The organism is Pseudomonas nitroreducens (assembly GCF_010994165.1).
In the GTDB taxonomy this organism is placed as follows: Bacteria; Pseudomonadota; Gammaproteobacteria; order Pseudomonadales; family Pseudomonadaceae; genus Pseudomonas; species Pseudomonas nitroreducens.
This window is the reverse complement of record NZ_WMBX01000002.1, coordinates 1,125,003-1,144,353: the sequence shown is the minus strand read 5'-3', so window position 1 is coordinate 1,144,353 and position 19,351 is coordinate 1,125,003. Positions and strand designations below refer to the sequence as shown.

Here is a 19,351-nt window from a genome sequence, read left to right as displayed (position 1 = left end):
AAAAGGGGAGATCAGCGGCCTTCGTAGGCCGGCTTGCGCTTTTCCTGGAAGGCGCGGATGCCCTCAATGCGGTCGGCGGTGCCGGCCAGCAGGGTGAAGGCGTGGCGTTCGAAGCGCAGGCCGGTCGCAAGATCGGTGTCTTGCGCCTTGAGCAGCGCTTCCTTGGCCAGGCGCACGGCCAGTGGCGCCTTGGCGGCGATGCTGCAGGCGATCTGCAGGGCACGTTCGACGGTGAATTCGGGTTGGGTGACTTCGCTGACCAGGCCGGCGCGCTGAGCATGGCGGGCGTCGATGGCTTCACCGGTGAGGACCATCTGCATGGCCAGCGGCTTGCCCACGGCGCGCAGCAGGCGTTGGGTGCCGCCAGCGCCCGGCATGATGCCGAGGTTGATTTCCGGCTGGCCGAAGCGGGCGTCTTCCCCGGCAATCAGGATGTCGGCGTGCATGGCCAGCTCGCAGCCGCCGCCCAGGGCAAAGCCGTTGACGGCGGCGATCAGCGGCTTGGAGAAGCCGGCTATGCGCTGCCAGTAACCGACACGCGGATCGTTGAGGATGCCGACCAGGTCGCGCTCGGCCATTTCCTTGATATCGGCGCCAGCGGCAAAGGCCTTGCGGCCACCGGTGAGCACCACGGCGCGGGTTTCGCTGTCCTGCTCGGCGGCGTCGAGTTCGGCGGCCAGTTCGCCGAGCAGTTCGGTGTTCAGGGCGTTCAGCGCTTCGGGGCGCTGCAGGGTGATCAGGCGGACGCCCGCTTCAGGCATCTGAACGGCAAGGGTGCGAGGCATGACATCGTCCTCAGGCTGCACGCACGGCTGCATGGCCGGCTGGTATTGGAATTATGGGAGGCAGGCGTTGCCCGACTCCGGCCTTTCCGCAGTATAGGCCTAAAGCGATACAATAAAACAACTATGAAAGTTAAATTGCGTGTCTAAAATGTTTCTGCCGATGCCATCGAATGAATCGGCTCGGTTCTCATGCAAGGTAATGGTTCCAGCGTATTTGCTGGTTTCACAAGGATTTTTAAAGGCCTTCAGCTGGTCGCTGGAAGCGATACGGCAGATTTAGATTGGTTGGTTTGATTTGATGTGATACAAGAATTGCAAAAGAACAAATCGCTTTGCGCAGCGATGCCGTAAAGCTGGAGAGCCCGATGCCTTGCTACAGCCTCGAGGGCGTGCGCCCCGTCGTACACCCGACCGCCTATGTCCATCCCACCGCCGTGCTGATCGGCGACGTCATCGTCGGCCCCGGCTGTTACGTCGGCCCTCTGGCGGCACTGCGCGGTGATTTCGGGCGGATCGTCCTCGAAGAGGGCGCGAACCTTCAGGACACCTGCGTCATGCACGGGTTCCCGGACAGCGACACCGTCGTCGAACGCAACGGCCACATCGGCCATGGCGCTGTGCTGCACGGCTGCCGCATCGGCGAGGACGCCCTGGTGGGCATGAACGCCGTGGTGATGGATTACGCGCAGATCGGTGCTCGCTCCATCGTTTCAGCCGCCGCCTTCGTCAAAGCGAAGTTCGAGTGCGCTGCGCAAAGCCTGGTGATGGGCGCGCCGGCCAGCGTCAAGCGCAGCCTCAGCGACGAAGAGATCGCCTGGAAGCGCCGTGGCACCGAGGAATACCAGGCCCTGGCCAGGCGCTGTATCGAAAGCCTGGTGGAGTGCCAGCCGCTGGCAGAGATAGAAGAAGAGCGCCCGCGCCTGGGTGATTCCGGTTTCCGGCCCAAGACAGGGAAGGGCGCATGAGTACTGGGGTTCGCTCCAATGGCCAGGCGGTGCGGCGGGCAGGTATAGTCGCCGCTCCTTCGCCTGCGCAACGTGCCATGACCGCTCTAGCACCGCTGAATCAGCTGATCAATCGCTTCCAGGAACAGACGCCGATCCGCGCCAGTTCGCTGATCATCACCCTGTATGGCGATGCCATCGAACCCCATGGCGGCACCGTCTGGTTGGGTAGCCTGATCAATCTGCTGGAACCGTTCGGCATCAACGAGCGGCTGATCCGCACCTCGATCTTCCGCCTGACCAAGGAAGACTGGCTGACCGCCGAAAAGGTCGGCCGGCGCAGTTACTACAGCCTGACCGGCACTGGCCGGCGGCGGTTCGAAAAGGCTTTCAAACGCGTCTACAGCTCCAGCCTGCCGGCCTGGGACGGTTCCTGGACCCTGGTGATGCTCTCGCAGATCGCTGCCGACAAGCGCAAGCAGGTCCGCGAGGAACTGGAATGGCAGGGCTTTGGCGCGATTTCGCCGACCGTCATGGCCTGCCCGCGCGCCGACCGCAGCGACGTCATGGCGACTCTGCAGGATCTCGAAGTCGCCGACGATTGCATTGTCTTCGAAACCCGCGCCCAGGACGTGCTGGCGTCCCGTGCCATGCGCCTGCAGGTGCGCGAGAGCTGGAAGATCGACGAGCTCGGTGAGCACTACAGCGAATTCATCCAGCTGTTCCGCCCGCTCTGGCAGGCACTGCGCGAGCAGGACCAGTTGCGCCCGGAAGACTGCTTCCTGGCGCGCACCCTTTTGATCCACGAATACCGCCGGCTGCTACTGCGCGACCCACAACTGCCCGACGAGCTGCTGCCGGGTGATTGGGAAGGCCGCGCCGCGCGACAGCTGTGCCGCAACATCTACCGACTGATCCACGCCAAGGCCGAGGACTGGCTGAACCGCAACCTGGAGACCGCCGACGGCCCGCTGCCGGACGTCGGGGAAAGCTTCTACAAGCGTTTCGGCGGATTGAACTGACAGGAGTTGGCGTGAAAAATGCTTCCCGCTCTGCAACGCTGCGGTTGCAGCGCGGGGACACCGCCGCGAATCCTTCCTGAGAAGGCGAGCGGCGGACGATGACGACAGGCCCATGAGGCTGTCGCTGAATAACAACAAACAATGCGTGTGAGGCTTTGCAGGTCATGAATTCTTCATCGACATTGAGGGATGACGCTTTCGAGGCGTGGCTGGGACAGGTCAACCGGGCGTGCGGTCGTTTCGATGCGCGTACCCTCGGCCCCCAGTTCCATGGACGGTTGCGCGAGTACCAGGGCGGTGCGATCAAGCTTTCCGTGGTCGACATGGCCCAGGTGCACCTGTACCGGACCAGCAAGGAGGTCGGCTCCAGCGCCGGCGGCCACTACTACGCGGTGTTCCAGCTCGAAGGGCGCTCGCGCCTGGAGCAGGGCGACAACCGTGTGGAGCTGTCGCGAGGCGACATCAGCCTGATCGACGCCAGCCGCCCCAGCGACATGACCTACCTGGAGGAATCCCGGCAGCTCTCGCTGATCCTTCCGCGCCAGGTGATCGAGCGCGGCCTGCGCATGTCGGAAGTGACCTGCGCCTCGAAGATCCCCGCCAGCTCGCCGATTGCCGTGCTCGCCAATCGACTGATCGTCGAGACCAGCCAGCAGGAAAGCCTCGGCATGCTGGAAAGCGAAGCGACCCTCGACGCCCTGGTGACGCTGCTGCGCCCGGCGCTGGCCAGCCACGACGCCGAGCAGGACAACCACGAACGCATGTTCCGCAAGGCCACCGTCTTCATCGACCAGCACATCGGCGCCGAAGAGCTCTGCCCCGAGCTGATCGCCCGTGAAGTGGGCATTTCGGTGCGCGGCCTGTACCGCATGTTCGCCAAGAAGGGCCTGGTGGTGGCGCAGTACATCAAGAACCGTCGCCTGGACTTCTGCGCCGAAACCCTGCGCAACGCCCAGTTCGAGCAGAAGCTGTCGGCGCTGGGCTATGCCTGGGGCTTCTCCGATTCGAGCTACTTCTCCACGGCGTTCAAGGGGCGCTTCGGGGTTTCTCCGGGCGAGTATCGCAAGCGTTACGCGAATTGAGTTGCACCGAGCAGCTCTACTAGCCCCTGTCTCTGCTTTCCCCTCACCCTAGCCCTCTCCCATAGGGAGGGGGGCAGTCTGTGCCGGCTGGCGCCGAGCTGTCAGCCTGCACCATAGGGTCCCCTCTAGCGCGTGCGGGAGAGGGTTAGGGTGAGGAGCTTTGGTCTTGCATGGGCACGCACCTTTCCCGCCATCCTGGCACTCCCGCCAACACGTCTGGCACAGAGGAAAAGACTCTCCCGAGCGCCGCTGGCAACAATCAGCTTCGATGACGCGCGCCCTCTCGGCCGCACGCTGTTCTCGAAGGTGATATCCCGATGTCCCGTAACAAGCTCCGATTCGGTGCCCTCGGCCTGCTGCTGGCCGGCGCGCTGCTGCAACCGGTCCTGGCGTTCGCCGGGGACTGCCCGGCGAATGATGCGCAGAAAGGCGAGACCGTCTTCGCCCGCGACTGCTCGATCTGCCACACCGCCAAGGCCGACGGCCCCGGCATGATGGGCCCCAACCTGCATGGCGTGGTCGGCCGCATGGCCGGTTCGCTCGCCGGCTTCAGCTATTCCCAGGCGATGAAGGGCAAGGGCGCGGCCTGGTCGCGCGACAATCTCGACGCCTTCGTCAGCCAGCCCCAGGCCGCCGTGCCCGGAACCTACATGCCCTTTGCAGGCTTGGCCGACGCGGCCGAGCGGCGGGCGCTCACCTGCTGGCTGAGCCAGCAGCACTGATATTCCAGGAGAGACCATGAACGTCACACAGACTCTGCCCAAGGTCACGGCCTTCCTGCAGCGCAAGCATGGCTGCTTCATCGACGGCGCCTGGGTGGTGCCCGAAGGCGCCCGCACCGACGTGCTGAACCCGGCCACCGGCGAGGCGATCTCCAGCGTTGCCGACATCGACACCGACCTGCTCGACCGCGCGGTGAAGTCCGCCCACGCCTCCTACAAGTCGCGCGTCTGGGCCGATTTGCGCCCGGCCGACCGCGAGCGCATTCTGCTGCGCTTCGCTGACCTGGTGGAAGCCAACGGCGAAGAACTGGCCCAACTGGAAACCCTCAGCCAGGGCAAGTCGATCAATATCGCGCGTATGCTGGATGTGGGCGCCACCGTCGAGTTCATGCGCTACATGGCTGGCTGGGCGACCAAGATCGAAGGCCAGTCGCTGAACGTCTCCATCCCGCTGCCGCCGGGCGCCAAGTTCACCGCCTACACCCGCCGCGAGCCGGTAGGCGTGGTCGCCGGCATCGTGCCGTGGAACTTCCCGCTGATGATCGCTATGTGGAAGTTGATCCCGGCACTGGCTACCGGTAACAGCGTAGTGATCAAGCCCGCCTCGGAAACTCCTCTGACCGCCTTGCGCCTGGCTGAACTGGCCTTCGAAGCCGGCGTACCGGCCGGCGTGTTCAACCTGGTGACTGGCGATGGCCCGCGTATCGGTGGTGGCCTGGCCAGCCACAAGTTGGTCAATAAGGTGTCCTTCACCGGTTCCACTGCGGTGGGTCGCAGCGTCGGCCTGGCCGCCGTGCAGAACATGACCCGCTTTGCCCTGGAACTGGGCGGCAAGAACCCGATGATCGTGCTGGCCGACGCCAACATCGACAACGCGGTGCAGGGCGCGCTGCTGGGCGGCTTGCTGAACAACGGCCAGGTCTGCGCTGCGGCTTCGCGCTTCTATGTACATCGCTCGCGCTACGACGAGTTCGTCGAGAAGCTGGCTGCCGCCGTCGCCGGCATGAGCCTGGGCGAGGGCATGGATCCATCCGCGCAGATCAACCCGCTGGTATCGGCCAAGCAGCAGCGCAGCGTGCTGGAGCACATTGCCCGCGCCGGTGAGCAGGGCGCGCGCATCGTCTGTGGCGGTGAGCGGATCGCTGGCAACGGTTTCTACGTGCAGCCCACCGTGCTGGCGGACGTGACCATGCAGATGGCCGTGGCCCGTGACGAAGTCTTCGGCCCGGTGCTGGCGGTGCTGCCGTTCGATGATGAAGACCAGGCCATCGAGATGGCCAACGACAGCGAATACGGCCTGGGCGCGAGCCTGTGGACGAACGACCTGAGCAAGGCGATGAACCTGGTGCCGCGCATCGAGTCCGGCACCGTGTGGGTCAACGCCCACGTGCTGCTCGACCCGAGCATGCCCTTCGGGGGCGTCAAGCAGTCGGGCATGGGCCGCGAGTTCGGCCGTGCCGTGGTCGAGGCCTATACCGAGATCAAGTCGGTGTGCATCGCGCACTGATTGATAGAGAGAGCAACACCCTCGTTTAGCAGCGGGCCTTCGGGCCCGTTTTTTTTGCGCGGGATTTGTATCGGACCGGACTTGTAGGAGCGAGCTTGCTCGCGAACCGCCCAGCCGCGGTGACACCGGCTGTTCGCGAGCAAGGACTAGGCGTCCCCCTCGGCCCTACGAAAAGCCTCGCGCGGTGGCGAGTCGTAGGATGGGTGGAGCGCAGAGCGGTATGAGGCGTAGGGCGAATAACGCTGACGCGTTATGCGCCCTACGGTCCGCGGGAATCGCATCAGTGCGCTGGCAGAATCCGTCCGCGGCATTCGCCGAAGCCGATGGTCGCATGCCCCTCGCGGCGGCAGCGGGCGCGCAGGATGATCTCGTCGCCGTCTTCGAGGAAGCGCCGTTCTTCGCCATTGGCCAGCACCACCGGCTGCTTTCCACCAAAGGTCATTTCCAGCAGGCTGCCGAAGCTGTCAGGGGTCTCGCCGGAGAGGGTACCGGAGCCGAACAGGTCGCCCGGTTGCAGGCGGCAGCCATTGACGCTGTGGTGCGCGACCATCTGTGCGACCGTCCAGTACATGTTCAACGTGTTGCTCAGGGCAATGCGCTCGGGAGCCTGGTGTTCGCGGCGCATGCGCGCAGTGTGCAGCAGCACTTCCAGCTCGATATCCAGAGCGCCGTGTTGCTGGTCGCCTTCGTCGTACAGGTACGGCAGCGGCTGCGGGTCGCCTTCCGGGCGGGCCGGCTGGGCCACGCGGAAAGGCTCCAGCGCCTCGGCGGTGACCACCCAGGGCGACACCGTGGTGGCGAAGCTCTTCGACAGGAACGGTCCCAGCGGTTGGTATTCCCAGGCCTGAACGTCACGCGCGGACCAGTCGTTGAGCAGGCAGAAGCCGGCGATGTGGCCGGAGGCCGCATTGATCGGGATCGCCTTGCCCTGGTCGTTGCCCTGGCCGATCCAGATGCCCAGTTCCAGCTCCAGGTCCATGCGTGCGCAGGGGCCGAAGGTCGGTACGTCGACGCCGGCGGGCAGGGTCTGGCCGTTGGGGCGGCGCACCTCGGTGCCGGAGGGCACGACGGTGGACGCGCGACCGTGGTAGCCGATGGGCACGTACTTGTAGTTGGGCAGCAGCGGGTTGTCCGGGCGGAACAGTTTGCCGACGTTCTTCGCGTGGTGGATGCCGACGTAGAAGTCGGTGTAGTCGCCAACCTTGGCCGGCAGGTGCATGCGGCACGCGGCCTGGGGCTTGAGCAGCGCGGCGCCCAAGTGCTCCATGCGCTTCTGTTCGCCGCTACCTTCGCTGAGCAGGTAGATCAGCGCGTCGCGCAGGGTACGTCGTGCGGTGCCCCCGAGGGCAAAGAAGGCGTTCAGGCTGTCGCCGCTGGCCACCAGCGCGGCCTGGTGCGCGGCGCCGTGGAAGAGGCCGGTTTCGCAAGCGGTCTTCAGGTCGAAGATGTAGTCGCCGATGGCCACGCCGCCACGGGGCGAGTCACCCGGCGGGCTGAACACGCCCAGCGGCAGGTTCTGCAGGGGAAAATCCGGGTGGCCGTTGGCCGATTCGATCCAGCTTTGTGTGCTGTGGGCGGCGCTCATGTTACTGCTCCTGGGAAGGGTCGAAGGTCTTCTGCATGCCGCTCCAGCAGCTGTCGTAGTCAGGCTGCAGCTGCGGGCAGTCGAGGGCGAAGCGGCTGGGGCGCAGCACGCGGCCGGTCTCGAACATGAAGGCCATGGTCTGGTCGATCTTGTGGGGTTTTAGGTCGGCGGTGATGGCCTGCCGCGTGGTGGCGTTGTCCGGGCCGTGGGCGCTCATGCAGTTGTGCAGCGAGGCGCCGCCGGGGACGAAGCCGTCGGCCTTGGCGTCGTACACGCCCTGGATCAGGCCCATGAACTCGTTCATCAGGTTGCGGTGGAACCACGGCGGGCGGAAGGTGCTCTCGGCCACCATCCAGCGCGGCGGGAAGATCACGAAGTCCATGTTGGCCATGCCATGGGTGTCGCTGGGCGAGGTCAGTACGGTGAAGATGGACGGGTCCGGGTGGTCGTAGCTCACCGTGCCGATGGTGTTGAAGCGGCGCAGGTCGTACTTGTAGGGCACGTTGTTGCCGTGCCAGGCGACGACGTCCAGCGGCGAGTGGTCGAGCTGGGTGGCCCAGAGTTCGCCGAGGAATTTCTGCACCAGTTGCACCGGGCCTTCCACGTCTTCGTAATGCGCCACCGGGGCGAGGAAGTCGCGGGCATTGGCCAGGCCGTTGCTGCCGATGGGACCGAGGTCGGGCAGGCGCAGGGCGGCGCCGTGGTTCTCGGCGATATAGCCGGCGGCCTGGCTGTCGAGCAGTTCGACGCGCAAGCGCATGCCGCGCGGGATCACGGCGATTTCCAGCGGTTCGACCTCCAGCATGCCGAGTTCGGTGACCAGGCGCAGGCGGCCGGCCTGGGGCACGATCAGCAGTTCGCCGTCGGCGTTGAAGAATACCCGGCGCATCGAGATATTGGCGCGGTAGGCATACAGGCTGACGCCACTGCAGGCTTCTGCCTCGGCGTTGGCGGCCATGCATAGCAGGCCGTCGACGAAGTCGGTAGGCTCCTGCGGGATTTCAAAGCTGTTCCAGCGCAGGCGATTGGGCGTGACCGGGCCAAGCGCCGTGCCGGTGATCTGCCGCTCCAGGCGCTCGAAGCGCGGGTGCGCGGCGGACGGGCGGATGCGATACAGCCAGGTGCGCCGGGCTTCGCTGCGCGGGACGGTAAAGGCGGTGCCGGAGAACTGCTCGGCGTAGAGCCCGAACGGTACCTGCTGCGGCGAGTTCATGCCTACGGGCAGTGCACCCGGCAGGGCCTCGCTGGCGAATTCGTTGCCGAACCCGGATTGGTAGGCAGGAGAGGCGGTCATGGTGGTTTTACTCTTTTTATCGTAATTGAATTACGATTAACGTAATTTCGTGTCGACGGGCCGTCAAGCCCGTCCGGGAGTTCCTTTAAGTTGAAGACCATGAACGACGCAGAAGACTCCGTCCCGACGAAGGGCGCGAAGGTGCAGTCCGCCGAGGTCGGCACGCAGATCCTCAAGGCCCTGGCGGACCTCGCGCCGAGTACCTCGCTCAAGCGCCTGGGCGAGTACCTGGACATGCCGGCGGCCAAGGTTCATCGCTACCTGCAGGCATTGATCGCCAGTGGCTTCGCCGAGCAGGATCCCCTGACCAACCATTACGGCCTGGGGCGTGAGGCGCTGTACGTCGGCCTGGCCGCAATCCGCCGGCTGGATGTGGTGAAGGTCGCCAGCCCGGCGCTGGCCGATCTGCGCGACGCGCTGGGGCAGACCTGCTTCCTCGCCATCTGGGGCAGTCACGGGCCCACCGTGGTGCAGGTCGAGCCGGCCCAGGGCATGGTCACGCTGGTCACGCAGGTAGGCTCGGTGTTGCCGCTGCATGGTTCATCCACCGGGCTGGTGTTCGCGGCGTTCAAGGCTGGGCTGGAGGAGGGCGCGGACCAATCAGTGCTGGAGAGCATTCGCAGCGAAGGACTGCATGCGGTCCACGGTTTGCTGATGCCTGGAGTGAACGCGCTGTCGGTGCCGCTGTTCAAGACCGGCCGCGAACTGGCCGGGGTGATTACCGTGGTTGGCTCACAAGCGAGCTTTGCCGCCGAAGTTCACGGTGAGGCGGCGGGGGCGCTGCTGGAAGTGGCACGGGAGATCAGTTTGCGGATGGGGGGAAAGATCTGAGATTCCGCAACCATGGATCTCGCTCACTCTAACCCTCCCCTAAAGGGAGAGGGGAACGTTCGGTGCGAGGAGAAATTCTGAGTCAGCCGGCGCTCTCGAAGTGTTCCCTCTGGGAGGGGGAGGGGCTCTTGGGCCCGTGGCGCGATCACTCCCGCTCCATCCCCGCCCAATCTGTCCCGTGCACCAGCACATCGCTCAGCGCCTGCGCGGCGCTGGACAACTGGTGCTCCGCCAGGCAGAACAGGCCAACGCGGCGCTCGATGCGCGGTTCCTCAAGCACCACGCAGCGCGCGCCCAACTCCTCCATCTGCTGCCGGCACAGACGCGGTACGGCGCTGACGCCCAGCCCCTCGGCGACCATCCGGCCCACCGTCACCAACTGGTGGCTTTCGAACGCCACCGGCAGTCGACCGTGCCGTGCCGCCAACTGGTCTTCCAGCAACAAGCGCACGGCTGACGGGCGCTGCAGGGTGATGAAGTGATCTTCCAGCAACTGCTCCCAGGTAATTCGCGCCTCATTCGCCAGCAGTGAATCCGCCGGCAGCACCGCGACGAAACGGTCGGTATAGAAGGGCGTGAAGGTCAGCCCGTCGAGACTGTCCGGTTCCAGTGCGATGCCCAGTTCCACACGGCGGTTGCGGACCATCTCCAGCACCTGCTCGTTGATCACGTCGTGTACCGCCACGTTCACCTTCGGGTGGCGATCACGGAAGGTGCGCAGCACGGCAGGCAGCAGGTTGCCGGCGAAGGAGGGCATGGCGGCGATGGAAACCTTGCCCAGCTGCAAGGTGAAGTGCTGGTGCATCAGTTCTTCGGCGTTGTCCCAGTCCGCCAACAGGCGCCGGGCCACCGGCAGCAACGTCTCGCCTTCGGGTGTCAATGCCACGCTGCGCGTAGTGCGTACCAGCAACTGGCCGCCCAGGGATTCCTCCAGGCTCTTGATCGCCAGGCTCAGCGCCGGTTGCGACAGGTGCAGGCGCTCGCAGGCCTGGGCGAAGCTCAAGCTCTGGGCCACGGCGAGGAAGGCGCGCAGTTGCTTTACGGTCATTTATAAATACGCCAAATCAATCGATTGGAAAAACAAACTTAACAAATCAGTCTTTGCCGGTGAAGCTGCATTCGCTCTCTGACCGATGGGTCGGACATTCCAAATAAGAAAGAGGCAGCAACATGGCAGGACTCGACAAGCGTGTAGGCAGTTACGAGGAAGCCCTCGCCGGGCTCACCGACGACATGACGGTACTGGCCGGCGGTTTTGGCCTGTGCGGCATCCCGGAGAACCTCATCGCGCAGATCCGCAAGCTGGGCGTGAAGGGCCTGACAGTGGTCTCCAACAACTGCGGCATCGACGGTTTCGGTCTCGGCGTGCTGCTGGAGGATCGGCAGATCCGCAAGATGATTGCCTCCTACGTTGGCGAAAATGCGTTGTTCGAGCAGCAACTGCTGTCCGGTGAACTGGAGGTCGAGCTGACCCCGCAGGGCACCCTGGCGGAAAAACTCCGTGCCGGCGGCGCCGGCATCCCGGCCTTCTTCACCGCCACCGGCTACGGCACCCCGGTCGCCGATGGCAAGGAAGTGCGCGAGTTCGAGGGCCGCCACTACGTGATGGAACGCGCCATCACCGGTGACTTCGCCATCGTCAAGGGCTGGAAGGCCGACCACTATGGCAACGTCATCTATCGCCACACTGCGCAGAACTTCAATCCCATCGTCGCCACCGCGGGCCGCATCACCGTCGTCGAAGTGGAAGAAATCGTCGAACCGGGCGAACTGGACCCGACCCAGATCCACACCCCCGGCATCTACGTCGACCGCATCATTCAGGGAACCTTCGAAAAGCGTATCGAAAAACGCACCGTGCGTTCCTGAGCCCACCGGACAAGAGAGACAAGAAGATGGCATTGACCCGCGAACAAATGGCTCAGCGCGTGGCGCGCGAGCTGCAGGATGGCTTCTACGTGAACCTGGGCATCGGCATCCCGACCCTGGTCGCCAACTACGTGCCCGAGGGCATGGAAGTGATGCTGCAATCGGAGAACGGCCTGCTCGGCATGGGTGCGTTCCCCACCGAGGACAGCGTCGACGCCGACATGATCAACGCCGGCAAGCAGACCGTGACCGCGGTGAAGGGCGCGTCGATCTTCGACTCCGCGCAATCCTTCGCGATGATCCGTGGCGGCCACGTCGACCTCACCGTGCTGGGCGCTTTCGAGGTGGACGTACAGGGCAACATCGCCTCCTGGATGATTCCCGGCAAGCTGGTGAAAGGCATGGGCGGCGCCATGGACCTGGTGGCCGGCGCGGACAACATCATCGTCACCATGACCCACGCCTCCAAGGACGGTGAATCCAAGCTGCTGGAACGCTGCTCGCTGCCGCTGACCGGCGCCGGCTGCATCCGCAAGGTGCTCACCGATCTGGCCTACCTGGAGATCGAGGACGGCGCCTTCATCCTGCGCGAGACCGCGCCGGGCGTGAGCGTTGCCGAGATCGCCGAGAAGACCGCCGGCCGCCTGATCGTGCCGGACGATGTGAAGGAAATGACCTTCTGAGTTATCCCGCGCTTCCCGCTCCCCAACCCTGGCTACGCGCCCCGCTCCGAAGGGAGAGGGGGGGAGAGGGCAGCCCAAGCCTTCCGGAGAATGATTCATGCAAGACGTCGTGATAGTCGCCGCCACCCGCACCGCCATCGGCGCCTTCCAGGGCAGCCTGGCGAATATTCCCGCCCATGAACTGGGCAGCCTGGTGATCCGCTCGCTGCTCGAACGCAGCGGCGTGAAGCCGGACCAGATCGATGAAGTGATCCTCGGCCAGGTACTCACCGCCGGCGCCGGACAGAACCCCGCGCGCCAGGCGTCCATCGGTGCTGGTCTGCCGGTTGAAGTACCCGCGATGACCATCAACAAGCTCTGCGGTTCGGGCCTGAAATCGCTGTTCCTCGGCGTCCAGGCGATCCGCTGTGGCGACGCCGACGTGGTGATCGCCGGCGGCCAGGAAAGCATGAGCCTGGCGCCCTATGTACTGCCCAAGGCCCGTACCGGCCTGCGCATGGGTCACGCAGAACTGCAGGACACCTTGCTGCGCGATGGCCTGATCGATGCCTTCAACGACTACCACATGGGCATCACCGCCGAGAACCTGGCGGAGAAGTTCGGCATCAGCCGTGAAGCCCAGGACGCCTTCGCCGCGCAGTCCCAGCTCAAGGCCGCCTCGGCCATTGAAGCCGGGCGCTTCAAGGACGAGATCACCCCGGTGCTGATTCCCCAGCGCAAGGGCGAGCCGCTGTCCTTCGACACCGACGAGCAGCCGCGCGCCGGCACCACTGCCGAGTCCCTGGCCAAGCTCAAGCCGGCCTTCGAGAAGGACGGCACCGTCACCGCCGGCAACGCCTCCACCCTCAACGATGGCGCCGCCGCCGTGCTGCTGATGAGCGCCGAGCGCGCACGCAGTCTGAACCTGCCGGTTCTGGCGCGTATCCAAGCCTATGCCAGCAGCGGCGTCGACCCGTCGATCATGGGTATCGCCCCGGTGACCGCGACCCGCAGCTGCCTGGAAAAGGCCGGCTGGAGCCTCGACGACGTCGAGCTTATCGAGGCCAACGAAGCTTTCGCTGCGCAGGCCCTGTCGGTCGGCAAGGAGCTGGGCTGGAACGCCGAGAAGGTCAACGTCAACGGCGGCGCCGTCGCCCTTGGCCACCCAATCGGTGCTTCCGGCGCTCGCGTGTTGGTGACCCTGCTCCACGAAATGCTCCGCCGCGATGCGAAGAAGGGCCTGGCGACCCTGTGCATCGGCGGTGGCCAGGGTGTCGCCATGGCCCTCGTCCGGGACTGAGGCGCGCGACTAACGACCTATTGGCGAGCGCCGGGCGGCATGTAGCAATGCTGCTCTGGCAGGCGGGATGGGAGGTGGGCACACCGACAGACGACATCCCGCCGCGGTTTTCGGCGTCCCCCCGGTGCCGGCAAACCCTTGCGTCACCGCTCGGCCCCACGCAGGCCGGGCGGTTTTTCTGTTTCTGAACACCGCACCATTGCCACAACGAGCTCATCCGAATTGAGCCATGACAAGAACAATGAGGTAGACCATTATGACTTCCCACGTGCACACCCCCGGCACAGCCTTGCAGGACAGCCGCTCCGCGCGCTTCGCCATGGCCTGTTCCAACTGGGCCGAACGCTGGTTCCCCGACTCCTGGGTCTTCGCCGCACTCGCGGTGCTGATCGTCACCGTCGCCGCGCTGGCCATCGGCGCGCCGGCCACGGAGACCGCCAAGGCCTTTGGTGACGGCTTCTGGAGCCTGATTCCCTTCACCATGCAGATGGCCTTCGTGGTCATCGGCGGTTACGTGGTTGCCAGCTCCGGCCCGGCTTCCAGGCTCATCGACCTGTTCGCCCGCGTGCCGAAGAACGGCCGCTCGGCGGTGGCCTGGGTCGCGCTGATCTCCATGGTCGCTTCGCTGCTCAACTGGGGCCTGTCCCTGGTGTTCGGCGGCCTGCTGGTGCGCGCACTGGCTCGCCGCGAAGACCTGAAGATGGACTACCGCGCCGCTGGTGCAGCCGCCTACCTGGGCCTGGGCGCGGTATGGGCGCTGGGCCTGTCGTCGTCCGCCGCGCAGTTGCAGGCCAACCCGGCCAGCCTGCCGCCGTCGATCCTGGCGATCACCGGCGTCATCCCGTTCACCGAGACCATCTTTCTCTGGCAATCCGGCGTGATGCTGCTGGCCCTGGTGCTGGTGTCGCTGGTGATCGCCTACATGACCGCACCCGGCGCCGGCAGCGCCCGTGATGCCAAGGCCTGCGGCGTGGACGTCAGCGTCACCCCGCCCAGCGCGCCGAAGGCGACCCGCCCGGGCGAGTGGCTGGAGCACAGCCCGCTGCTGATCCTGATGCTGGTGGCCCTGGCCGGTGGCTGGCTGGTCCACGAGTTCAGCACCAAGCCGGCGATCACCGCGATCTCCGGGCTGAATACCTACAACCTGCTGTTCATCATGGCCGGCGCGCTGTTGCACTGGCGCCCGCGCAACTTCCTTGATGCTGTCGCCCGCGCCGTGCCGACCACCACCGGTGTGCTGATCCAGTTCCCGTTGTATGGCTCTATCGCTGCGATCCTGACCACGGTGAAGGGCGGCGACGGTTCGACCATCGCCCACCATATCTCCACCTTCTTCGTGCAGATCGCCTCCCACGACACCTATGCGCTGCTCATGGGCGTGTACTCGGCGGTGCTGGGCTTCTTCATCCCGTCCGGCGGCGGCAAGTGGATCATCGAGGCGCCCTACGTGATGCAGGTGGCCAATGAGCTGCAATACCACCTGGGCTGGGCGGTGCAGATCTACAACGCCGCCGAGGCGCTGCCGAACCTGATCAACCCGTTCTACATGCTGCCGTTGCTGGGTGTGCTGGGCCTGAAGGCCCGCGACCTGATCGGCTTCAGCTTCGTCCAGTTGCTGGTGCACATCCCGCTGGTGCTGTTCCTGCTCTGGGCGCTGGGCACCACCCTGCAGTACCTGCCGCCGGTCCAACCGTAACCACGCATTCGGTTCCGGCAGCAGCAAGCCCGGATGTCGCAAGACATCCGGGCTTCTTCATGGTCAGCCGCGGCTGATTTCCACCGGGCCCAGCACGCGGGCGTCCAGGTGCTCGCCGCTGAGCTGCGCGGCATCCTGGTCGAACACTTCGCGCAGCCAGTCGCTGACGGCCTGGAAGCGGCCGATGCGGCCGGCGTCGCGGTGGCTGAGCAGCCAGATTTCCCGCATGACCACCGGCCCGGACAGCCGCACCAACCCTTCGCGATCACCGAGGATGCACGGCAGCAGGGCCATGCCCAGGCCGCTCTGGCAGGCATGGATCAGCGTGGTCACGCTGCTGGCGCGCAGGGCGAAGCCGGCGCCGGGGGCGAAGCGCCGCACCCAGGCCATCTCCGGCGTATCGTCGAGTTCCTCGCCGTAGCCCAGCCAGGCCTGCTGTGGCCACAGCTCCACCGGCACGCGGGAAAAGGACGTGGCCGCGTACACGGCAAAACCGATGTCGGCGACCTTGCGCATCACCAGTGCGGCGTCTTCCGCCGGGCGTGCCAGGCGTAGCGCGAAGTCGGCCTCGCGACGGGTGAAGGACAACGAACGGTTCGCCGGGATCAGCTGCAACTGCAGGCTCGGGTAGGTGCGCGCCAGATGAGGCATGTGCTGCACCAGCCAGTGGCTGAAGAGGAAGTCCACCGCCGTGATGCGCACGCTGCCGCTGATGGCGCTGGCTTCGTCGCGGGTCTCCAGCAGCATGCTCTGCACATCGCCGAGGATGCGCTCGGCATGGCTGAGAAAGGCCTCGCCGGCGTCGGTGGCCTTGTAGCCGGCGTTGTCGCGAATGAACAGCCGCGTCTGCAGCGCGGCTTCCGCCGCCACCAGGCGCCGGCTCATGGTCGAGGGATCGACGCCCAGGGCGCGGCCGGCGGCGCTCATGCTGCCGTGGCGGGCGAGGGCGAGGAGGATCGGAATGTCGTTCCAGTCGAAGTTCATGGCTATCTCGTGGCGGGCTTCAGAAGTGCACGTCGGCAGTTGCCACGACCTTGGCGCGGGGGCCGAAACTGCTGATGCTGCCCAGCACCGCATTGTGGTGCGCGGTGATCTGCGCGGCGCTGAGCACGGCGTTGTCGACGGTGGAATGGGCATCGCCCACCAGCGTCACCGCATAGCCCTGGGCCAGGGCGCGGCGGGTGGTGGTATCGACGCAGTAGTCGCTCTGCAGGCCGCAGATCACCAGGTGATCGATGCCACGTGAATGCAGGTGTTCGCCCAGGTCGGTGCGCAGGAAGGAGTCCGGGGTGGTCTTGCGCACCTTCAGGTCGGAGTGATGGGTGAGCAGGCGCGGTTCCAGCTGCCAGCCGGCGCTGCCATACTGCAGATCGTCATCCTCGTGCTGCACCAGCACCACCGGCACGCCGGCCTCGCGCGCCGAGTGGCTCAGGCTGTTGATGCGCTGCAGCACGTTGTCTATGTCGAAACAGGCGAAGTCGCCGGTGCACAGGTCGGACTGGACGTCGATGATCAGCAGGGCGGTGCTCATGGCGGGAAAATTCCGAAGGGGCGATGAAGCTGGGAATGGTAGCCGCCCGAGTGCGGCGGGCCAATGCCGGCGGACATTTGCTGCCAAAGCCGTATTTCCCTTTGCCCCGGCTTGGGCGATGGTGTCGGCCATGAACCGGACCGGATGTCGATGAACAATATCCCCGCCAAGACCTTGATTCTCGCCAACGGCCTGCGTGCCACTGTCGTTCATGCTCCCGGCGCCAGCCACGCCGCTGCGCTGCTGCGCATTGCCCGGGGCAGCCACGATGAGCCCGAAGCCTTCCCCGGCCTTGCGCATTTCACCGAACACCTGCTGTTCCTTTGCGGCGAACGCTTCGTCGAGGGTGAGCGACTGATGCCCTGGGTGCAGGCGCGCGGAGGGCGGGTCAACGCCAGTACCCGCGCGCGGCAGACCGACTACTTCTTCGAGGTGCCGGCCGATGCATTGGGGGACGGATTGGCACGCCTGCTGGACATGCTCGCGCGACCGCGCCTGGATGAAGCCGTGCAGGTGGCTGAACGTGAAGTGCTGGAGGCCGAGTTTCTTGCCCGCGGCCGCGATCCCGACACCCTGATCGACGCCGCCCTGGCCTTGGCGGTGGCGCCGGGGCACGCGCTGGGGCGCTTCGTGGCCGGCCGGCGCGACACCTTGAAGGTGGAAAGCGCCGAGTTCCAGCAGGCGCTGCGTGATTTCATCCGCTCCTGCCAGGTCGGCGGTGCGCTGGAACTCTGGTTGCAGGGCCCGCAAACACTGGAAGAGCTGGCGATACTGGCGGAGCGTGAAGGGAGTGTGTTTCCCCTGGGCGCGGCCGTTGCAAGCACTGGCCGGGAATCCCTTCTGCCCCTCAGCGGTGAGGAGCTGAAACTGCGCCTGCCGGGCGCGCCACGGCTGGTCCTGGCATTCGCCCTGGATGGCATGGCGGGCGAGGGCGGCGCGCTGCTGGAGCAACTGCAGGGCTGGCTGGCCGACGAGGCACCCGGCTCGCTGCTGGCCTGCCTGGGGCAGAACGGGCTGGCCGACAGTGCTCGTGCGCGCCTGAGCCGCTTCGCCGACGGCCAGGCGTTGCTGCGTTTCGATTTCGAACTGGCCGAAGCGTCCACGGCCGATCTCGTGGAGTCGGCCTTTCTCTCCTGGCTGGAGGCGCTGCGCAAGTTGCCGGCGGATGTGCTCGCCGCTGCGCCTGCCGATGGGGCAACGGGCTCATTGGCGCAGTTGCAGCGCAGAGCGCGCAGCGACCCGTCGTCGGTCTGGCTCGGCCAATTGGTGGCGTCGCGAATGATCCGCCTGTTGGCCTCGGAGTCGGTGATCGGCGAATCCCTGACCTCGGCCGGCTTCATTCTCGACGTCGTGCGCTGCGCGAAGCGCGCCGCCGAACCGCTGCGTGCCGAGCCCTGGTCCTTTGCACCGATGCAGCTTCCGGCCGACAGCGAGCCCGCAGCCCTGCACCTGCGCTGGCGCTTCCCCCAGGCGCCGGGCCGACAGGCCTTCCTCAGTGCCCGGCAGGTGTTGCGCCCGTTGGCTGGCGCGGCACGGCACGAAGGTGTCACGCTGCGCCTGGAAGCCCTGGAAAGTGACTGGGCGCTGCTGCTGTCCGGCGCCAGAAACCAGCTCGCCGACCTGGCCGAGTGCGCTATCAATGCCCTCCAGCATCCTCCAGCCGCAGTACTGGGGCAGGGCGCGCGCCTGCTGGCGGCCGAACGCCGTCGCCGCGAAGGCGAAATGCCCATCCGTCAATTGATCGACCTGCTGCCGCAGGTGCTGGCGGGGGACAGCGAAGCGCTGCCGGACTGGTCGGCTGCTCACTGGGACGCCCTGGCCCTGGGTATCGAGTTGCCGAATACCCTGGCCGATCACTCGAGCGCCAGCCCGCTGCCACCGCGCAGCGGGCCGCCCGGCCGTCACCGCCAGGTGCTGGAGATGCCGGGCGAAGCAGCGTTGCTGCTGTTCTGCCCACTGGTGTCCCGCTCGGTGGCGGACGAAGCCGCGTGGCGCCTGCTGGCGCGTGTGCTGGAACCGGCTTTCTTCCATTGGCTGCGCGGTGAACGGCAGCTGGCTTATGCGCTGTACTGTGGTTTCCGCCAGATAGGCATGCGGCGCGGCATCCTCTTCGCAGTGCAGTCGCCGCTGCTCTCGGCTGTTGAATTGCAGGCCGAGGTGGACAGCTTCCTCTACCAGCAGGGCGAGGCCCTGCTGCGCATCGACCCGCAGCGTGTCGACAGCCTGCGTGCTTCGCTGGCTGCCGAACTGGTCCGCGCGCCGGGCGATTTCGCCGAGCGTCTGCAGCAGGCCTGGCATGACCAGTTGGCGGGTGTCCTGCCGCCTCACCGGGCACTCATGGCCGAGGCCCTGGAGAGCCTTTGCGGCACCGAGCTACGCGCCGCGCATTCCGCGCTGACCTCTGCCCAGGGCGGCCACTGGCTGCTGCTCAGCCGCGCCTGAGACTCGTACTTTCGACCGAGGGTACCGTCCGCAAGGCGGTCGCCCGGTCGACTTCTGCCTTACGCCCCGCGACCTGCTC

At 65.9% G+C, this 19,351-nt stretch carries 17 protein-coding genes; 11 read left to right on the top strand and 6 right to left on the bottom strand.

All coding sequences use genetic code 11. From position 1 onward, the window contains the following. Window positions 1-11 precede the first annotated feature (11 nt). Window positions 12-785, bottom strand: a complete 774-nt coding sequence (paaF, locus tag GJV37_RS13030; protein WP_170858777.1) for a 2,3-dehydroadipyl-CoA hydratase PaaF — start codon at window positions 783-785, stop codon at window positions 12-14. Window positions 786-1,150: 365 nt separating this feature from the next. On the opposite strand from paaF, the gene paaY reads away from it, so the two are divergent. The 5 genes from paaY to GJV37_RS13005 all read left to right on the top strand — a co-directional run bounded on the left by paaY (window position 1,151) and on the right by GJV37_RS13005 (window position 6,062). Beyond that, window positions 1,151-1,750, top strand: coding sequence for a phenylacetic acid degradation protein PaaY (gene paaY / locus GJV37_RS13025; protein WP_170858776.1), 600 nt, complete (start codon window positions 1,151-1,153; stop codon window positions 1,748-1,750). A 77-nt stretch (window positions 1,751-1,827) separates the two neighbouring features. Next, complete coding sequence (paaX, locus tag GJV37_RS13020; protein WP_024764436.1) at window positions 1,828-2,751, top strand: phenylacetic acid degradation operon negative regulatory protein PaaX; 924 nt, start codon at window positions 1,828-1,830, stop codon at window positions 2,749-2,751. Between the two features lie 164 nt (window positions 2,752-2,915). After that, window positions 2,916-3,833 (top strand): transcriptional regulator FeaR, encoded by a 918-nt coding sequence (gene feaR / locus GJV37_RS13015; protein WP_024764437.1) that lies wholly within the window; start codon window positions 2,916-2,918, stop codon window positions 3,831-3,833. A gap of 317 nt (window positions 3,834-4,150) precedes the next feature. Next, complete coding sequence (locus GJV37_RS13010; RefSeq protein ID WP_054907030.1) at window positions 4,151-4,555, top strand: c-type cytochrome; 405 nt, start codon at window positions 4,151-4,153, stop codon at window positions 4,553-4,555. A 16-nt stretch (window positions 4,556-4,571) separates the two neighbouring features. Further along, on the top strand, window positions 4,572-6,062 hold the full coding sequence (locus GJV37_RS13005; protein ID WP_193452620.1) for an aldehyde dehydrogenase family protein: 1,491 nt from the start codon (window positions 4,572-4,574) through the stop codon (window positions 6,060-6,062). 280 nt (window positions 6,063-6,342) lie between these two features. Here GJV37_RS13005 and fahA read toward each other — a convergent pair whose 3' ends face one another. Together fahA and hmgA are read right to left on the bottom strand one after the other, a co-directional pair. Then, window positions 6,343-7,647: a fumarylacetoacetase gene (gene fahA, locus GJV37_RS13000; RefSeq protein ID WP_024764440.1), complete on the bottom strand. Its 1,305-nt coding sequence runs from the start codon at window positions 7,645-7,647 to the stop codon at window positions 6,343-6,345. A 1-nt stretch (window position 7,648) separates the two neighbouring features. Beyond that, complete coding sequence (hmgA, locus tag GJV37_RS12995; protein ID WP_024764441.1) at window positions 7,649-8,941, bottom strand: homogentisate 1,2-dioxygenase; 1,293 nt, start codon at window positions 8,939-8,941, stop codon at window positions 7,649-7,651. A gap of 99 nt (window positions 8,942-9,040) precedes the next feature. Between hmgA and GJV37_RS12990 the strand changes: the two genes are divergently transcribed. After that, the gene (locus tag GJV37_RS12990; protein ID WP_193452619.1) at window positions 9,041-9,772 is read left to right on the top strand and encodes an IclR family transcriptional regulator; all 732 of its coding nucleotides are present in this window, start codon (window positions 9,041-9,043) and stop codon (window positions 9,770-9,772) included. Between the two features lie 145 nt (window positions 9,773-9,917). Here GJV37_RS12990 and GJV37_RS12985 read toward each other — a convergent pair whose 3' ends face one another. After that, a complete protein-coding gene (locus GJV37_RS12985; RefSeq protein WP_024764443.1) occupies window positions 9,918-10,820 on the bottom strand; it encodes a LysR family transcriptional regulator in 903 nt (300 codons plus the stop codon). A gap of 122 nt (window positions 10,821-10,942) precedes the next feature. Between GJV37_RS12985 and GJV37_RS12980 the strand changes: the two genes are divergently transcribed. The 4 genes from GJV37_RS12980 (at window position 10,943) to GJV37_RS12965 (ending at window position 15,299) form a co-directional block, all read left to right on the top strand. Beyond that, complete coding sequence (locus tag GJV37_RS12980; protein ID WP_024764444.1) at window positions 10,943-11,641, top strand: CoA transferase subunit A; 699 nt, start codon at window positions 10,943-10,945, stop codon at window positions 11,639-11,641. 26 nt (window positions 11,642-11,667) lie between these two features. Continuing rightward, window positions 11,668-12,324 (top strand): CoA transferase subunit B, encoded by a 657-nt coding sequence (locus GJV37_RS12975; RefSeq protein ID WP_065085236.1) that lies wholly within the window; start codon window positions 11,668-11,670, stop codon window positions 12,322-12,324. Between the two features lie 97 nt (window positions 12,325-12,421). Then, window positions 12,422-13,603 carry an acetyl-CoA C-acetyltransferase gene (locus GJV37_RS12970; RefSeq protein ID WP_193452618.1) on the top strand — a complete coding sequence of 394 codons (1,182 nt, stop codon included), beginning with the start codon at window positions 12,422-12,424 and terminating at the stop codon, window positions 13,601-13,603. Window positions 13,604-13,859: 256 nt separating this feature from the next. After that, window positions 13,860-15,299 (top strand): short-chain fatty acid transporter, encoded by a 1,440-nt coding sequence (locus GJV37_RS12965; RefSeq protein ID WP_193452617.1) that lies wholly within the window; start codon window positions 13,860-13,862, stop codon window positions 15,297-15,299. Window positions 15,300-15,362: 63 nt separating this feature from the next. Here GJV37_RS12965 and GJV37_RS12960 read toward each other — a convergent pair whose 3' ends face one another. Further along, the gene (locus GJV37_RS12960) at window positions 15,363-16,283 is read right to left on the bottom strand and encodes a LysR family transcriptional regulator (RefSeq protein WP_024764447.1); all 921 of its coding nucleotides are present in this window, start codon (window positions 16,281-16,283) and stop codon (window positions 15,363-15,365) included. A 19-nt stretch (window positions 16,284-16,302) separates the two neighbouring features. After that, window positions 16,303-16,830 (bottom strand): cysteine hydrolase family protein, encoded by a 528-nt coding sequence (locus GJV37_RS12955; RefSeq protein ID WP_065085238.1) that lies wholly within the window; start codon window positions 16,828-16,830, stop codon window positions 16,303-16,305. A gap of 150 nt (window positions 16,831-16,980) precedes the next feature. Here GJV37_RS12955 and pqqF point away from each other — a divergent pair, with 150 nt between their 5' ends. Next, complete coding sequence (gene pqqF, locus GJV37_RS12950) at window positions 16,981-19,272, top strand: pyrroloquinoline quinone biosynthesis protein PqqF (protein WP_240967271.1); 2,292 nt, start codon at window positions 16,981-16,983, stop codon at window positions 19,270-19,272. The last annotated feature ends 79 nt before the right edge of the window (window positions 19,273-19,351 follow it).

What these genes read in the sequence shown, in the direction of transcription:
- paaF (WP_170858777.1), bottom strand. Translation starts at nt 785, where the DNA reads ATGCCTCGCACCCTTGCCGTTCAGATGCCTGAAGCGGGCGTCCGCCTG.
- paaY (WP_170858776.1), top strand. Translation starts at nt 1,151, where the DNA reads ATGCCTTGCTACAGCCTCGAGGGCGTGCGCCCCGTCGTACACCCGACC.
- paaX (WP_024764436.1), top strand. Translation starts at nt 1,828, where the DNA reads ATGACCGCTCTAGCACCGCTGAATCAGCTGATCAATCGCTTCCAGGAA.
- feaR (WP_024764437.1), top strand. Translation starts at nt 2,916, where the DNA reads ATGAATTCTTCATCGACATTGAGGGATGACGCTTTCGAGGCGTGGCTG.
- GJV37_RS13010 (WP_054907030.1), top strand. Translation starts at nt 4,151, where the DNA reads ATGTCCCGTAACAAGCTCCGATTCGGTGCCCTCGGCCTGCTGCTGGCC.
- GJV37_RS13005 (WP_193452620.1), top strand. Translation starts at nt 4,572, where the DNA reads ATGAACGTCACACAGACTCTGCCCAAGGTCACGGCCTTCCTGCAGCGC.
- fahA (WP_024764440.1), bottom strand. Translation starts at nt 7,647, where the DNA reads ATGAGCGCCGCCCACAGCACACAAAGCTGGATCGAATCGGCCAACGGC.
- hmgA (WP_024764441.1), bottom strand. Translation starts at nt 8,941, where the DNA reads ATGACCGCCTCTCCTGCCTACCAATCCGGGTTCGGCAACGAATTCGCC.
- GJV37_RS12990 (WP_193452619.1), top strand. Translation starts at nt 9,041, where the DNA reads ATGAACGACGCAGAAGACTCCGTCCCGACGAAGGGCGCGAAGGTGCAG.
- GJV37_RS12985 (WP_024764443.1), bottom strand. Translation starts at nt 10,820, where the DNA reads ATGACCGTAAAGCAACTGCGCGCCTTCCTCGCCGTGGCCCAGAGCTTG.
- GJV37_RS12980 (WP_024764444.1), top strand. Translation starts at nt 10,943, where the DNA reads ATGGCAGGACTCGACAAGCGTGTAGGCAGTTACGAGGAAGCCCTCGCC.
- GJV37_RS12975 (WP_065085236.1), top strand. Translation starts at nt 11,668, where the DNA reads ATGGCATTGACCCGCGAACAAATGGCTCAGCGCGTGGCGCGCGAGCTG.
- GJV37_RS12970 (WP_193452618.1), top strand. Translation starts at nt 12,422, where the DNA reads ATGCAAGACGTCGTGATAGTCGCCGCCACCCGCACCGCCATCGGCGCC.
- GJV37_RS12965 (WP_193452617.1), top strand. Translation starts at nt 13,860, where the DNA reads ATGACTTCCCACGTGCACACCCCCGGCACAGCCTTGCAGGACAGCCGC.
- GJV37_RS12960 (WP_024764447.1), bottom strand. Translation starts at nt 16,283, where the DNA reads ATGAACTTCGACTGGAACGACATTCCGATCCTCCTCGCCCTCGCCCGC.
- GJV37_RS12955 (WP_065085238.1), bottom strand. Translation starts at nt 16,830, where the DNA reads ATGAGCACCGCCCTGCTGATCATCGACGTCCAGTCCGACCTGTGCACC.
- pqqF (WP_240967271.1), top strand. Translation starts at nt 16,981, where the DNA reads ATGAACAATATCCCCGCCAAGACCTTGATTCTCGCCAACGGCCTGCGT.